Annotated in this window: 11 protein-coding genes; 7 read left to right on the forward strand and 4 right to left on the reverse strand. The window is 44.1% G+C overall.

What is annotated here, in order from left to right; translation table 11 throughout:
• Positions 1-2: 2 nt before the first annotated feature.
• From dapB to G400_RS0107080, 3 genes are read left to right on the forward strand one after another with little or no spacing between them, the layout of a single operon-like run.
• Positions 3-791 (forward strand): 4-hydroxy-tetrahydrodipicolinate reductase, encoded by a 789-nt coding sequence (dapB, locus tag G400_RS0107070; protein WP_017260858.1) that lies wholly within the window; start codon positions 3-5, stop codon positions 789-791.
• 39 nt (positions 792-830) lie between these two features.
• A complete protein-coding gene (locus G400_RS0107075; RefSeq protein ID WP_017260859.1) occupies positions 831-2030 on the forward strand; it encodes an aminotransferase class I/II-fold pyridoxal phosphate-dependent enzyme in 1200 nt (399 codons plus the stop codon).
• Between the two features lie 42 nt (positions 2031-2072).
• Complete coding sequence (locus tag G400_RS0107080; RefSeq protein WP_017260860.1) at positions 2073-3140, forward strand: aspartate-semialdehyde dehydrogenase; 1068 nt, start codon at positions 2073-2075, stop codon at positions 3138-3140.
• Positions 3141-3238: 98 nt separating this feature from the next.
• Here the strand turns inward: G400_RS0107080 and G400_RS0107085 are convergent, their stop codons facing one another.
• Both G400_RS0107085 and G400_RS0107090 read right to left on the reverse strand, forming a co-directional pair.
• Entirely contained in the window at positions 3239-4726 is a 1488-nt protein-coding gene (locus tag G400_RS0107085; RefSeq protein WP_017260861.1) for a DUF4097 family beta strand repeat-containing protein, read from the reverse strand.
• A complete protein-coding gene (locus tag G400_RS0107090; protein WP_026017039.1) occupies positions 4713-5069 on the reverse strand; it encodes a PadR family transcriptional regulator in 357 nt (118 codons plus the stop codon). Before G400_RS0107090 ends, G400_RS0107085 begins: the two co-directional genes overlap by 14 nt.
• A 339-nt stretch (positions 5070-5408) precedes the next feature.
• On the opposite strand from G400_RS0107090, the gene G400_RS15720 reads away from it, so the two are divergent.
• From G400_RS15720 to addA, 4 genes are all read left to right on the forward strand, one after another.
• Positions 5409-5972: a helix-turn-helix domain-containing protein gene (locus G400_RS15720; protein ID WP_081495794.1), complete on the forward strand. Its 564-nt coding sequence runs from the start codon at positions 5409-5411 to the stop codon at positions 5970-5972.
• Positions 5973-5990: 18 nt separating this feature from the next.
• Positions 5991-6197 (forward strand): DUF3923 family protein, encoded by a 207-nt coding sequence (locus tag G400_RS0107100; RefSeq protein ID WP_081495795.1) that lies wholly within the window; start codon positions 5991-5993, stop codon positions 6195-6197.
• Between the two features lie 638 nt (positions 6198-6835).
• Positions 6836-10444, forward strand: a complete 3609-nt coding sequence (locus G400_RS0107110) for a PD-(D/E)XK nuclease family protein (protein WP_017260866.1) — start codon at positions 6836-6838, stop codon at positions 10442-10444.
• Positions 10431-14276: a helicase-exonuclease AddAB subunit AddA gene (gene addA, locus G400_RS0107115; protein WP_017260867.1), complete on the forward strand. Its 3846-nt coding sequence runs from the start codon at positions 10431-10433 to the stop codon at positions 14274-14276. The genes G400_RS0107110 and addA overlap by 14 nt, the downstream gene beginning before the upstream one ends.
• A 67-nt stretch (positions 14277-14343) precedes the next feature.
• Here addA and G400_RS0107120 read toward each other — a convergent pair whose 3' ends face one another.
• On the reverse strand, positions 14344-14865 hold the full coding sequence (locus G400_RS0107120) for a DUF1836 domain-containing protein (RefSeq protein WP_017260868.1): 522 nt from the start codon (positions 14863-14865) through the stop codon (positions 14344-14346).
• Positions 14866-14889: 24 nt separating this feature from the next.
• Positions 14890-15750 (reverse strand): DegV family protein, encoded by an 861-nt coding sequence (locus G400_RS0107125; protein WP_017260869.1) that lies wholly within the window; start codon positions 15748-15750, stop codon positions 14890-14892.
• Positions 15751-15937 lie beyond the last annotated feature (187 nt).

Below are 15937 nucleotides of genomic sequence, written 5' to 3' on the forward strand. Positions count from 1 at the left end.
AAATGAGTGAGTCAAAGATTCGTGTTATTGTCGCTGGCTTTCGCGGCAGTATGGGGACTGCTAGCTGCCAGACAATTTTAAACGATGAGCGGTTTGAATTAACTGGTGTGTTTGATCCTCATGCTGCACTGACGGACGGAAATGACACACATTTGCCAAGCCAAGTTGTCGTTGCCACTACGGAAGACGAGTTGCCTGAGGCAGATGTTTGGTTAGACTTTACAACCCCGACTGTGGTTGAACACAACGTCGAAGTAGCTTTGCGGCAGGGGTTGTTCCCGTTGGTTGGCACGAGCGGCTTAACGACAGCACAAATAAAAGCATTGCAGGCGTTAGCTGCCTCGGCTCATCTAGGTGGGTTGATCGTTCCAAACTTTGGATTGTCGGCGGTGTTACTAACTCAGTTTGCTAAACAGGCGGCTAGATACTTTCCAAACGCGGAGATTATTGAAATGCACCATGCTGATAAACGGGATGCACCATCCGGTACGGCGGTTGCCACAGCTCATGCAATCGCTGCCGGTCGGCAACAGCAGCCAGATCTCGATCATACTGAAAGCAGCGTGGATGGTGTGCGCGGTGGAATTGTCGACAACGTTCCGATTCACGCGGTTCGTTTGCCCGGATATTTAGCGCATGAACAAGTGTTGTTTGGCGGGACGGGTGAGGCGCTGACGATTCGGCAGGACACATATGATCGTGAGTCATTTATGGTCGGCGTCAAGTTAGCATTGAGTAAAGTAACAACATTAACAGAATTAAAGGTTGGTTTGGAACAGGTTTTAGATTAGCGTCATACCGCGAATCGATGCGGTCAAAGGAGAATGCATATGCCAGAATTAGAAGCTCAGTTAACGGGGATGACACGGCCCGTGTTTGACCAAATTGTGCCATCAGCGATTCGTCAATTTGATAATCAAATAAAGGATATTCCTGGCATATTGAAATTAACGCTTGGTGAACCAGATTTTAACGCACCAGATCACGTCAAGCAGGCGACCATCGATGCAATCAATCAGAATCGCTCTCATTACGCGCCAGCTGCTGGATTACCAGAGCTACGAGAAACGATCAGTACATACTTAACCAAACTGAATCAGGTCACTTATGATCCGCAAACGGAAATACTGGTAACAGTTGGCGCCACAGAAGCGATTGCGGCGGCGATGGGCACCGTTTTGGGAGCAGGCGACGAGGTGATTATCCCAACACCAATTTTTCCGTTGTACATTACCACGGCCCAGATTGATGGCGCTACACCAGTGTTAGTTGATACCTCAGTGGATGACTATGTATTAACACCGGCTCGGCTAACGGCTACATTGGCTGCTCATCCGCGTGCAAAGATGTTGGTTTTGAATTATCCAACCAATCCAACTGGTGTCACTTACACAGACTCGCAGTTGCAAGCATTGGCCGCAGTGATTCGTAAACATAAGTTGCTCGTGTTGGCTGATGAAATCTATTGTGAATTAGCCTACGACCAGCCTCATGTATCTATTTCCACATTATTACCAGAGCGGACAATCGTGATTAATGGCGTTTCCAAGACGTTTGCCATGACAGGTTACCGGGTTGGCTACCTAGCGGCCCCGGCGGCCCTTACTCAGCAGATTGCCAAACTACATGGCGCTTTGGTAACCGCTGCACCGACACCAATGATGGCGGCGGCCACTGATGCTTTGCTGCATGGGTCGGCAGACACGGCGGACATGAAGGCACAGTATCACGAACGTCGTGATTTTCTGGTACAAGCGCTCAATCAACTTGGATTTACAACGGCCCAACCAAATGGTGCTTTTTATGTGTTCGCTAAAATACCGGCAGATGAGGAACAAGATGACCGCACTTTTGCACTCAAGGTTGCCCAACAGGCAAAAGTTGCTGTTGTCCCAGGTAGTTGTTTCGGCCCTGGCGGTGAAGGCCACGTTCGTTTGTCATACGCCGCCGATATGGACAAACTTCAGGAAGCCGTAAAACGACTGGCAGCTTATCGTGCCAACAAATTATCGGTTGATGTTTCGGCTTAACTAAATGATCGAGTGGAGTGAAACTTGAAAGGAAGCAATTTAATGCAATCATTTAATGTCGCAATTCTTGGTGTTACTGGTGCAGTTGGCACACGGATGTTACAACAATTGGAAAAGTCTGATATCGTGGTCGATCGATTGGTGCTGTTGGCGTCAGCACGTTCAGCTGGTCAAACACGCATCTTTCGTGGCCAATCTTATACGATTGAAGAAGCCACAACAGACTTGTTTAAAGGTATCGATATCGTCTTGTCGTCAGCTGGCGGTTCAGTTTCCAAAGCATTGCTACCAGCAGCGGTGAAAGCAGGGGCCGTTTGTGTCGATAACACCAGTGCCTTTCGGATGGAGCCAGATGTACCATTGGTCGTGCCTGAAGTGAATCCAGGAATGTTGAGTCAGCATCATGGTATTGTTGCCAATCCAAACTGCAGTACTATTCAAATGGTTGTTGCGTTGGCACCGATTGATCGTCAGTATAAGTTACATCAAGTTCTAGTTTCGACTTATCAAGCGGCGTCTGGTGCTGGTCAACGGGCAATGAACGAGTTATTCGATGAGGCCCAACAACGTCATGAAGGCGAAGAGGAGACGGCTGCCATCTTACCCGTCAAGGGTGCTGAACATCACTATCCATTGGCGTTTAACTTGTTGCCACAGATTGATGTCTTTGAGGACGATGGCTTCACGCACGAAGAATGGAAGATGATTCACGAAACTAAAAAGATTTTACGTGGCGACATGAACGACACGGAACTCAAGGTATCTGCAACCTGTGTCCGCGTACCCGTACCAATTGGCCATGGTGAAAGTGTTTATTTTGAAACGAACCAAACACCAGCCGTACCAGACATGCAGGCTCTATTGGCTCATTCAAAGGGTGTCGTATTGCAGGATGATCCAGCACACCAAGTTTATCCGCAACCGATTAACGCAGCTGGTCATGGCGAAACGTTTGTCGGCCGGATGCGAGCAGACCGGGAAAATCCAGGAGCTTATCACATGTGGGTCGTTGCTGATAACCTACTTAAAGGGGCAGCATTGAATGCGGTTCAAATCGCACAGGAACTGATCAAACGTGATTTAGTGCGTGTTCCTGAAGTAACTAAATAAAGTAACCTAAAATATCACGCTGATACGAAAAAATATCAGCGTGATGTTTTAGGTTACTTTGATTGTATGATATCGAACCAATTAACCAGTTAATAATACTAAGAAACGTGGATCGAACTGGACTTTGTTGCTGCGGTGACATAGAAATGTGGGTCGTCACCAACTGCACCATCTTTGAAGTTAGTCGTATTGTGATCGTAGATAGCATTATCGGGACCTGTGATAGAACCACTTTTGGCGTCCAAGTCAAAGTTATACTCGATATCCTTAGCGAATTCTAGTTTGATTGAACTGGAGTGTGCCGTGGTATCAAGATTGCCAGTGAGATCGCTGAAACTTAGGTTAATTGAACCTGAATTGGCGTTGAAAGCACCGGCACCAATCAAGTCAGTGCCGCGGACAGAACCTGAGTGTGAGTCCACATTGAACTTAGCAACCGTAGTGTCAGCCAAACGAATTGAACCGCTATGAGCACGAGCACGTAATAGTCCCGCAACAGTGGTTTGCTTGATGCGAACGGAACCAGAGGATGCGTTGACATCCAAATCCTTAAAGTGAGCACCATTAATGCGAATTGAACCGCTGTTTGCTTCTAAACGAACCTGGTTTAGAGCGCCGGTGTGGCTGAAATTAACGCTGCCTGAGGCACTGTTAACCAGTAAATCACCTGCAAAGGATGCTGGAATGAGTAGTTGAACACGAACCCGCAGTGGTAACAGGTGAGGCCGTGATCCATTATGAATTGACAGGGTACCATTCTCCAACTTAGTTTGTGCGAGATAGCTGTCATTAGCACGGTTCATGTATTCCCGGAAGATGATGTGCTCATCATCGGGATTGCTTAAAATTCGGACGCTACTGTCAGCATACTTAAAGTCGATTCGCTGAACTTGATCAGCAGAAAATTGTTGTTCGTTGGCAAGTGCTAAACTGTCCACGTAGATTTCGGTATCGACCGGTTCTTGTTCATTAAATTGCTGGTCGAAGTTTGAAAATGTGTCGTCATTGGCATGGGGATCGAACTTGTCGTTATGTGATTGCTGCTTTTTTTCCGTAAACGAACCGGCAAATGTTTTGCCGCCGTCCGTGTGAATGCCACGATTGTCGATTACAAGATTACCCATCCGAATACCGTCGTTTGTGACAGTAAACGTACCGTTATTGATGTTGATGCCATCGCTATCAATATTTACCGCTTTACCACCGTTAACTTTAATACCGTTATCATCGATGCTGAGCACTTTACCACCATCAATGATCACCTTGCCATCGGCAATATCGATGTGATGACCATGACTATAGGCATGCTCATGTGACGTTTGTTTAGCATCGTCGGAATGAGTATCTTGATCAGTGGCATTTTTTTCGGCGTTAATTTCATCCACTAAGTCGTCGAGATTGCCTAATCCTTCAAAAGCTCTGTTGACAGCGTCCGTGATGGTGGCGCCTTTTCTTTCATTGTCATGAGCGGCCTCACTCAGATCAGCGGCCAACTCCTCACGTAATTCATGCATTTCTTCCGTGTCAGGATAAGCCTTAAACGTTTCATCCAAACGCCGGTTAACCATCGTATCAATTGTGTCCATTGTCATCAATCCTCCCGGTAATCAGGTCATCAATAATCTTTTTGGCAAACGCCCAGTCTGCGACATTTTTGGTGAGTAGACGGGTGCCTTGTTCAGTTAATTTGTAATATTTTCGGCGGCCACCCTGAGTCTCGTCGCCCCAGTAGCTTTCGATATCACCATTGCGTTCCATGCGGCGAAATGCAGTGTATAAAGTGGCCTCGTTTAATTCATATGCATCGTGGCTCAGTTCACGGACGGCCTTAGCAATTTCATAACCGTAACTGTCGCCCTGGCTAAGAATATTAAGAATGATGGTCGTCGTGTGCCCCCGAATAATGTCTTTAGAAATTTCGGGTTTCATGAATGCACCTCCAGTAGTTGTTCGTTTGATTGAGTATAATTTATCACCAATTACTGTGTGTGTCAAAGTATTGTTCAAAGCTTTCTGTTCAAGTTTCAAATGCAGCCGCCTAGTTACTGTGCTTACTGTTGACGGCCCCGTCGCTGAGATAGTGGACAATTTCTTTGAAATACCAGATACTCGTAGATTAAAAAATTGGTACAAGTCTATTCACATCAATGCTAATGTATAACTTAGCAATTACGATTTTATGTTGGTCTACAAACGCTGTGTTAATGCGGATGCAAGCATTCCTTGCTCGTCATTGAAGCAAGCTACTGGTACTTTTTAGGAGTGAAGATGATGCAAACAAAAGGTGAAATTCTCTCGGCCAATTTAAAGAGGGCACGTAATCAATTACGGCTCACACAGTCTGAGGCTGCTAAACAACTAAATGTTTCACGTCAGGCTATTTCTAACTGGGAGACAGGGCGCAATCTGCCAGATGTTTTATTGCTGCAACAAGTGGCAGACGTCTATCAAACGTCTGTTGACGCATTGATGAATGCTTCCGCAGTGACAACGATATCGGCTAAGTTCTCAAAAGTCTTGATCGTAATCGCAGAAACTATCTTGGTAACTAGTCGAATGACACAGTTATCCACAATTGCTGGTCTAAGAATGATGGATGGGTTGATTGTGATTGTGGCAATGTTGCTATTTATATTCAAGATTAGAAGAACGCGACTTGTTTCTGCAACGATACTGATAGGTGTGCTAAACCTTATTGCCGCGCGGAAGTCGCAGATCGACTTAAATTTTGGCATGCGATTTGCTTGTTTTGCAGCAGGCATTTTGCTGCTGTTACAAGCTATTATTAGTTTGACTAGGAGGATCACCGAGAACCATCATTTTCAACATTGATGTTCGGGGTGGTTAGCGATGAAACGATTGTGGTGGTTGGTGACTATTATCTGGAGCTTTCTGTTTGGATGCGCAGTGGCAGTCGTCATGACACGTACGGTGGATGGGGCAGGTGTGACACAAACGCCTGCGTTGCGAATTTTCTCACTGGTAATCTTAGGGATAGTTGTTATTTTCGTTTGTGCCTGTCAATTGATTTGGTGGCTAATTATGCGCCGGCATTGAGCCCTTAATTTAAACCAGCACAAAAAGCCGCCCATCAGTTAAGATGGACGGTTTCTCTGTCATCCGGTCATCGCAAACATCTCATGACGCTGTTGCCAAGTTGACCCTTGCTCACGGATTACTGCCGGTCACACACCGGCTGTTTAATTGTGCGACCCCGCGGGAGTCACGTATATTGGTGGCGGATTCTAGGTTGCCGCCTGCCTGTTATCAGCTGATGAACAACTTCATCCAACTGACCCTGTGGTTCTTAGGAAGGAATCTTTCTAAGGCCAACGCTTTTTTCGTGGTCATGATTCACTCACTGGCCATTCGTCTAAGCATCTAATTGTAATGGGATGTTCGCTCCCTGGACGATGTTTATCAGAACAATACCATTTCACGGTGAAGTGACTTCATGATGTCTAACACCAACCATTCGGACGCGTAGTCCAAACTGTGTTCTAAACTCATTAAAGGCCAACTTCCTTCCTCACTTAGAAGTATAGCAAATGTTTAATGAAAGCGCTACCATTATTTACTATTTTTGATATTAAAATTTAAATCGAACAAATGTTTGTCTATCTATTTCACCGAGAATCAGATTCGGGTAAAATGGACACAACAAGTTAGTTCCGCAGAAGAAAGGGGCAAAAAACGTGTCATTAAACTTTATTTTGGGTCAGGCCAAATTTGATCATCGTCAGGAAATGATTGAGCAAATGCGTGTCTCCATGGCTGAACATCCAAAAGATCAATACTTCGTTTTGGTGCCTAACCACATTAAGTTCAATGCTGAGGTTGGCGTTTTAAATGCGCTGAAAGAAGCCACGGATAAGACAAGCCAGTCACTTTATGCGAATGGCCAAATTCAAGTATTTTCGTTCACTCGATTAGCTTGGTATTTTATGAAAAACGCGCCGACTTATCAACTACCACGCTTATCAAACGCTGGGTTAAGTATGCTAATTTATCACATTATTGCGCAACACCAGACTGAATTAACCGTTTTTGCCGGTGAACTTAACCAAACCGGTTTTATTAATCAGTTGGTTCGCCAATTTTCTGAGTTAAAGGTCGGTCAGGTTAGCGCGGCGGATTTGCAACATATTGCTGGTTCTTTGGAAACTAGTGAACAGGCAGATTTAGGCGGCAAACTACATGACTTGGCGATTGTATACGAGGCATATACAGAGACCTTAAGCGGTAATTATGTCGATAATGCTGACCTAGTGAACCAGTTAACTGATTTTTTGGTGCAAGGCAATGAACTTAAACACGCCCATATTTATTTAGACGGATACGCCACTTTTTCTGCACAAGAACAACAATTAGTCACCGTAATGATGAAACAGGCTGCTTCGGTCACCGTTTCGCTGGTTATGCAGCACGCCCCGAAACAAACGCCTGAATTGGGTGACCTATTTTATGAACCGTCATTAACGTATTTGAAACTAGTTCAGTTAGCTCGTGAAAATCAGGTTCAGATTCAGCTAGATACGACTGCTAAGAAATTGCGGGTAAGCACTGAATTAGCTAAGTTAGACGACTTTTGGGTCGCCAGTGTTCCCGCTAAGCGCCTGCCGGTTGATCAACTCTCAGCACAAACGAATTTACGTGTGTTCACTGCTGAAACACGTTTGGACGAACTCAACCAAGTTGCCCGCCAAATTCGAACGATGGTTGCCCAACAGCCTGAACGGTATCATTATCGTGACTTTTTAGTGTTGAGCCGACATTTAGCACCGTATGAAAACTTTGTTGGTCCAGTGTTTGATCAGATGGAAATTCCTTATTTCGATGATTCAGACAAACCGATGGACAAGCATCCACTGATTGAATTAATCAGTGCTCTATTTGACGTACGTGCCCATTATTACCGTTATCAAGATGTGATGCGGTTGTTAAAAACGGAGCTGTTAATTCCCCGTACATCGGGGCAGGCAATGTCAGTCAAAGATTTTCGACAAGCGTTGTCGCTAACGGAAAATTGGGTATTGAAAACCGGTATTGAGGGCTCTCGTTGGGTTGAAAAAGAAGATTGGACGTATTGGCGTTTACAACATGTCGATGATGAGACCCTAACGGAAGCAGACGTTGAGGTTCAACGTCAAATAAACGTTATTCACCATTTCATTGGGACCGTCTTGCCGCCATTTTTCAAACAATTAGATAAGGCCAATAATGGCACCGAGGCAGCCAAAATTTTGTATCAGTTTTTAGCTGATAATGGGGTGATCGACTGCCTGAATTCCTGGCGGGTAACGGCTACTGACAACGGAGATTTAGATCGCGCAAGCCGCAATGAGCAGGCATGGAATACATTTACCGGCATTTTGGACGAGTATGTAAGTCTGTTAGGAGAGACTGCTGATTTTGATATCGATGAATTTGCTGCGTTGCTGTTGAATGGATTCGAAGGCACCAATTATACGCAAATTCCGGCAACCTTAGACCAGGTGACGATTTCAGAAACGGGAATTGTCCAGCTAAATGATTATCAGGTTGTTTTCTTAATCGGGGCCACTGATGATGTTATGCCAGATCAGGTTGCTGAAAGCAGTATTTTAACCGATGGTGATCGAGATCGATTAGCCCCTAAACTCGCAGATAATCAATTTTTAACGTTAAGCGCGGGTACACGAATGACGTTTGATTCATATATTAACTACATGGGATTTCTGACAGGCTGCCAGCAGCTGATCTTATCTTATCCGCAAGGGGGGACTGACGAGAACGGTCTTCAACCATCACGCTACGTCACGAGCATTGTGAACCACTTTCAGTTGCCTGTTGTTACTTACACCGCCACTCCAAATGTGGCAACGCAACAAGCTAGTGCACTGCAACCGTTTATTGGGTCGCCACGATTCGCACTGACTAATTTGATTAAGGTTAGTTATCAAGCCAAAGAGACCCAATTGCCGTTGCCAAAGCCATGGGTGTTCGTGTACCGCTGGTTGAGATTGTCCTCCGTTAAGACGTTAACGGATCAATTATTAGCGGGAATAGACTACCGAAATACGCCACAACCACTACGGCCCGATATTGTACAAGGACTTTATGGTGATCAGTTAAATACTTCCATTTCACAGCTTGAGACATTCTATAGAAATCAGTATGAGTACTTTCTTAAGTTTGGGCTACGTTTAAATGAACGAGATGAATTCGAATTATCTGCCGCTAGCACTGGAGAGTACTTTCATATGGCGCTGGATCAGCTGATGAAATTAGTGGTCAGTCGGCAACTAGATTTAAGTCAGCTGAGTGAATCTGCCATCAATGATCTTGTAAGTGAAGTGATGCCAATGGTCAATGACCAACCGCAGTTTGCCATTTTAAACAGTTCTCACCGAATGGGATATATTCGCAATCAGTTAATTGAAACCATCAAACGGATGGCGACGATTATCGGGCAACAACAGCAAATTACGCCGATGCGAACATTAGCTACGGAAGTATTGTTCGGCCATGTTGGGGCGGATTCTGGAATGCCGGCTCTGTCATTCAAACTGCATGGGAATCGCCACATTAACGTACGTGGGAAAATAGACCGGGTTGATGGGATGAATGTTGGCAGTAAAGAATACTTGAGTGTTGTGGATTATAAATCCGGACGACGTACATTTGATTTTGAACAAGCCTATTATGGGTTATCAATGCAGATGTTGACGTACCTTGACGCCCTTCGCCAAGATGCCGATTCAGTGAGCCCCAGTCAGTTAAACTCGTTAGCAGGAGCTTTATACTTACACATTCAAAGTGCAGGTATTTCGCTAAATAAACTGGGTAAGGGTAAGCGTTTGGACCTAAATGACTTGGCATCTATCAGTGATGCCTTGCTGTCAGCTCACAAATACCAGGGTGTGCTAGTTGCTGATCCTGTAATTCTGACGAATTTAGATCAGGACATTGCAGATGGTGGTCACTCAAAGGTTTATCCACTGGCTCTAAAAAAAGATAAAACATTGTCCGCGACGGCTAAGACGGTCATTACTGCTGAACAACTGAATGATTTATTGTCATACGAGGAACAACTCATTGTTAACGCAGGCAATCAGATTTTCGCCGGATCGGATAAGCTCAATCCATTCCAAAACGCGCGCAAACAGACGGGGTTGCAGTATTCACCATACACCGCGGTTATGCGATTTGACGCAATGCTACCCGAAAACCGCTATCACGTGTTGGATAAGTTAACACCAGCAGATGTCCTTCATCGGATTGATCCAAAGCAACAGGAGGCTGATAGAGATGGCAACAACTAAGTTAAATTTCACACCGGCTCAGGACGCCGCCATCCATCATGCCGGCCACAATGTTTTAGTTTCAGCTTCGGCTGGTTCTGGGAAAACGCGGGTATTGGTCGAACGTGTGATTACCAAATTGTTGGATGAGAGTAATGATACAGATATTACCAATTTACTAGTGGTGACGTTTACTAATGCAGCAGCTAAAGAAATGCGTGACCGTATTCAAACCACATTAAGGCGTGAAATAAATAAAACTGACGGCGAGGATGCCGACAGTAACAAACGTCGCCGTCAGTTGTTGCATCAGTTAAATCTTCTTGGCAGCGCCGATATTAGCACCCTAGACGCATTTTGTTTGCGACTGGTTCAGAAATACTATTATGTCATTAAACTTGATCCAGTTTTCCGTCAGCTGGCCGATGAAACGGAAGCCCAGTTACTGAAAGAAGATGTTTGGGGGGATTTGCGTGAAACCTTATACGCCAACGATAATAATGGCCGATTTGCTGAGCTAACTCGTAATTTTTCTAACGATCGTGATGATGAGGGATTACAGGACCTAGTCTTTAGACTCGCCACGTTTGCCACTGCTAAAGCTAAGCCAGATGCGTGGCTGAAGAGTTTAGTCAATCAGTACAAATTATCAGATGGTAGTCTTTGGGAAAGTGATTTAGCACAGCAATACATTCAGCCGAGTGTGGCCAGCGCAATTCAACAGTGTTTGGCAGATATTCAAACGGCTAATAACATTGTTGCTGGTTTCTCAAGTGATGACTATATTGCCAAGTGGCAGAAAGTCCTAGCACCCTTAACCGATCGGTTTACAAAGTTGCAAGATGAATTAACGGCGACAAACTGGGATTCATTGCGAGATGAATTGGCTAGTGTTGACACTGGTCGGGCACCTGGATTGAGAAAATTAGAAGCCGATGATCAACGCGTTCATGATCAGTTAAAAACGTTACGAGGTGGTTTAAAAAAGCGCCTAGAACAGCTAATTGATCGTTACTTTGTTTTAAGCGAAGCTGACATTAAAGAGGTTAACCAGCATGCGAGTGAATTAGTTGCGCAACTTGCTGACGTGGTAAAGCAGTTTATGTCAGCCTTTGCAGCTGCAAAACGTCAACGACACTTAGTTGACTTTGGTGACCTAGAACATTTTGCGTATCAAATTTTGCAAGATGACAGTGTCCATCAAGAAATTACGAAAAAGTATCATGAAGTACTTGTTGATGAATACCAAGATATCAATGAGCTGCAAGAATCGATTTTGCAATCAGTGGCTAACCAGACGGCTGGTCATGGAAACATGTTCATGGTGGGCGATATGAAGCAGTCAATTTATCGCTTTCGTTTGGCTGATCCAACGTTATTTTTGAAAAAATATAATACATTTGATACTCATGATCAATTGGCCCAAAAGCCGAATAGCGATGGTGAACGGATTATTCTGGCTGATAATTTTCGTTCGATGAAGAACGTTGATGCTTTTACAAATTTGATTTTTTCACAGTTAATGGATGAATCCCTTGGCGAAATGAATTATGCCGGGGATGCTGAATTGCAATATGGACCAAAGGATTATCCGGAGAAGGATGTTCCAAAAACGCAGGTTATGATTTACGAGAGCGGCACTGACGATGATTCTACGGACAGCGCTGATGACGAAGAGGATGTCACTGATGCTTTGGCCATTAATGATCGCGCAGAAGGTCAAATCGTGATGGTAGCGGCTAAAATTCGTGATATGGTAGCCGAAAAGACACAAATTTTTGATCGCCAGCAAGGCACCAATCGGGACATGACGTATGGTGATGTCGCATTACTGGTCCCAACTCGTAACAACAACCTGTTACTTCAAGAGCAATTTGCCAAGCTGGGGGTTCCCATAGAAGTCCGCGATACAGCGAATTATTTTCAAACAACTGAAATTCAAATTATGATGGCACTTTTACGAATTATTGATAACCCTTACCAGGACATTCCGTTAGCAGCTGTTTTGCGTTCTCCGATTGTCGGTTTAAATGAAAATGAATTAGCCTACCTACGCATTCAAAATAAAACAAGTGATTACTACCAAGCTCTGCTGGATTTTGAACAACGTGTCCAATCAGAACCTGATAAGATTGGTGATTTCGGTCAGCGTGTCCACGAACGTTTGCACCGCTTTTTAAAGCAGTTAGATCACTTTAGAGATATTGCTCGTCAGAACCAGTTGGTAACATTAATCTGGACCATCTATCAAGATACTGGCTTCCTTGACTATGTGGCTGGAATGCCAGGTGGACAACAACGGGCAAGTAACTTACACGCGCTATACGCACGGGCAGCTGATTACGAAAACAGCAGCTTTAAGGGTGTTTTCCAGTTTGTTCACTTCATTACGGAAATGCAAAAACGCGATAAGGATTTGGCTGAGGTTAATACGGCAAGCAATGACAACGCAGTTTCAGTAATGACAATCCATGGTAGCAAGGGGTTAGAGTTTCCAGTGGTATTTGTCATGGACGCGTCCCACGGCTTCAATCTATCGGACCAGCGGAGTGCGGTGGTGTTGGACGACCATCTTGGCATTGGAATCACGTGGTACGATCAAAGTCGTCATTTGAAGATAGATACACTGCAGAAAAAATTGGTTGCCAGCGAGTCACTCAAAAAGACTTTATCTGAGGAAATGCGGGTGCTATACGTTGCTCTAACACGAGCACAACAACGTTTGTTCGTGGTTGGCACATATAAAGATCAGGATGACCTATTAAAGCATTGGCAAAAATCCGCTAACAATGCGGCCTTAACATTAAACACGACATTAAGATCGGAAACTAAGAACTTCATGGATTGGATTGGGATGGCCCTTTTACGTTTGCCGTCAGTGGCCAAACAATTAGGAGTGGATGATTTTGTGATTCCGTTGTCGTCTGAGGTTGTGAACGAAACGCGAGCGGACAGCTTCGAACTTGTCTTAAAAACGAAGGCTGATTTAGAGGCCGCCGGCATTTTACAAGTCGCGGATGCCGAACAACAAACCTACTTAGATGAATTACGTGAAACGGCCAAACAAACCAAGTTTGGCGACCTTAACGTTGATGCGTTAGAGCAGGTATTGTCTTTTAGTTATGCAAACGAAGCCGCAACGAAAACGACTGCTTACCAATCTGTCTCAGAATTGAAGCGATTGTTCGAGGAACCCGATCAGAATCAGTTCGGTACTTTGGAAATAGACGATCAAGACAAGGCACGGTCACGTGTCACTAACAACGAATTGAGAACACCACAGTTTATGCAAACGGTCGCGGCGCCGAAACCTACTGAGATTGGAACGGCGACCCATCTAGTTCTGCAGGAAGTAGACATAAGCGCTGGTCAACCAAGCCCCGAAGACTTGCAGAATCTTGTTAATCAACTGGTTAAAGATCATGTGTTGACTGATGCGGTGGCTTTGAAAATCAACTTGTCGCAGATTGAAAGCTTCTTTCACAGTGATTTAGGCAAGCAAGTGATTGAACATGCGAATGAGGTTCATCGTGAAGCGGCCTTTTCTTTGCTAATACCTGCTTATCAGTTATATCAGGGCATTCATCAGCCAGAAGATGAGACGAAGGCAGAGCAAGTGCTCATTCACGGAATTATCGATGGTTATTATATCAAGGATGACGAGGTCACGTTATTTGATTACAAGACTGATTATATTGACCCTGCGCATCAGGATGAGGGGCTCAAAAAGTTAGTTGAGCGTTACCGAGGTCAACTGAACCTTTACGCCGCTGCGCTGACAAACATGACTGGATTACCTGTAACGCACAAAATTCTTTACGCGTTAGATGCCAGTCGACCGATTGAAATATAAATAAAAAAATGATTTTCTTGATGACTTACACGTTAACTCGCGTGAGCACAGAAGAAAATCAGTTTTTTTATTGTTGATTAGCATCAATTACACGATGCAGAGCCTTTTTAGCGGAAAGCCAAAATAGAAAGGCTTCCAGTGCGTCATAACGAATAACCTCTGCCGCAGACATTTCTTGCTGTTGCTGTTCGGCCAGACGAAAATGTTTGAAAGAGTCGTTAGCAGCTTCTTGATTAAACAGTGTTATGAAGTGATCGTAACTTTTTTGCGGTGACTCATTGTCGATGATGTATTGAAGGGCAACTCTAAGCTCTTCGAGCGAAAAAATGTTTTTTAAGAGACCAACAATGATAGCACCTGCCAAATGAATCTTATGATAGCTTTTTTTGTCGGGTGCGACTAAAACGTCGGCCTTAAAGTAATTATGCATCATTGTTTTAGTCACTATATCACCAGTAATGGGCCTTAAATACCCATTTGTGAGTTCAATCAGCTGGTCAAGATGAAGGTCGAATCCAGGCAGGTCTGACCAATGTGGCAGAATCATCAAATTATTATTTTCGAATGATTGATTCAGTGGCTTTGACATATTAATGGGGTGTCCTTTCTGACATTAACCCACCTGTACCGCAATACCGACAAGTCCGGGACCAGTATGAACGCCAAGGGCAGGGGAAATGTTTCCTGTTTCAATATTAAGTGATGGAAAGCGGTTTTGTAAATCCCCTGTTACCTGTTTTAATAGCGGTTCATTGAGACCTTGAGCTACGGCAACACGGGCGTTTTTGTTGGTTGCAATTTTTTGAGTAGCCAGTTCGACCATTTTCTGGACAGCCTTCTTTTCTGTGCGTGCTTTGGCAATAGCTGTATAAACGCCATCTGAATCACAAGTAATAATTGGTTTAATGTTAAGTGCCGCACCAAAGAATCCGGCAACACGGCCGATTCGACCACCAGCCCTTAGATATTTTAATGTTGGAATGTAAATGTAGACAGAGCTTTTTGGCACAGAAGCATTGAGCTTGTCGATGATCGTGTCAAATGGCAATTGTTGGTCAATCAGTGATTCTGCGTAGTTGGCAAACAGACCACTACCAACACCAATGTTTTTAGTATCAATAACCACCATTCTTACACTGTCCTGTGTTTCCGCGACCTGTTTGAAGAGACTGTTGGTTACCGACAGTGCACCAGATATGGTAATTCCGATGACATGGGTAAAACCGCGTTTTTTTAGTTCTGCAAGGCGATTAATGACATCTCCCATCACGGGACTGGCAGTTTTAGGAAGTTCTTTAGCCGCGGATTGTAGACGATAAAAGTCATCAGGCTCAATTGTTTCACGGTCGGAATATGTTTTGCCATCGATCATTAACTGCATTGGTACAGCGACGATGTTTTCATACTGTGTAAAAATATGCTCAGGCACATCCGAGGCCGAATCTACGAGCAAAGCAATTTTTTCTTCTGTCATCAAGAATTTACCTTCTTAGTCGTATTTGAAACAATATCGAATTAATTAATATAGTATTGAATACTATATTAATGATCAGAATTTGTCCAATTTTAGCTTAATTCATTTAATTTTAATAATTGAATAAGAAATTAGTTTGAGCTCGCCTAGTATTTGAAAATGTGATAATTTACTGATTGAGAAAGTA

Source organism: Furfurilactobacillus rossiae DSM 15814, from assembly GCF_000428925.1.
Taxonomy (GTDB): domain Bacteria; phylum Bacillota; class Bacilli; order Lactobacillales; family Lactobacillaceae; genus Furfurilactobacillus; species Furfurilactobacillus rossiae.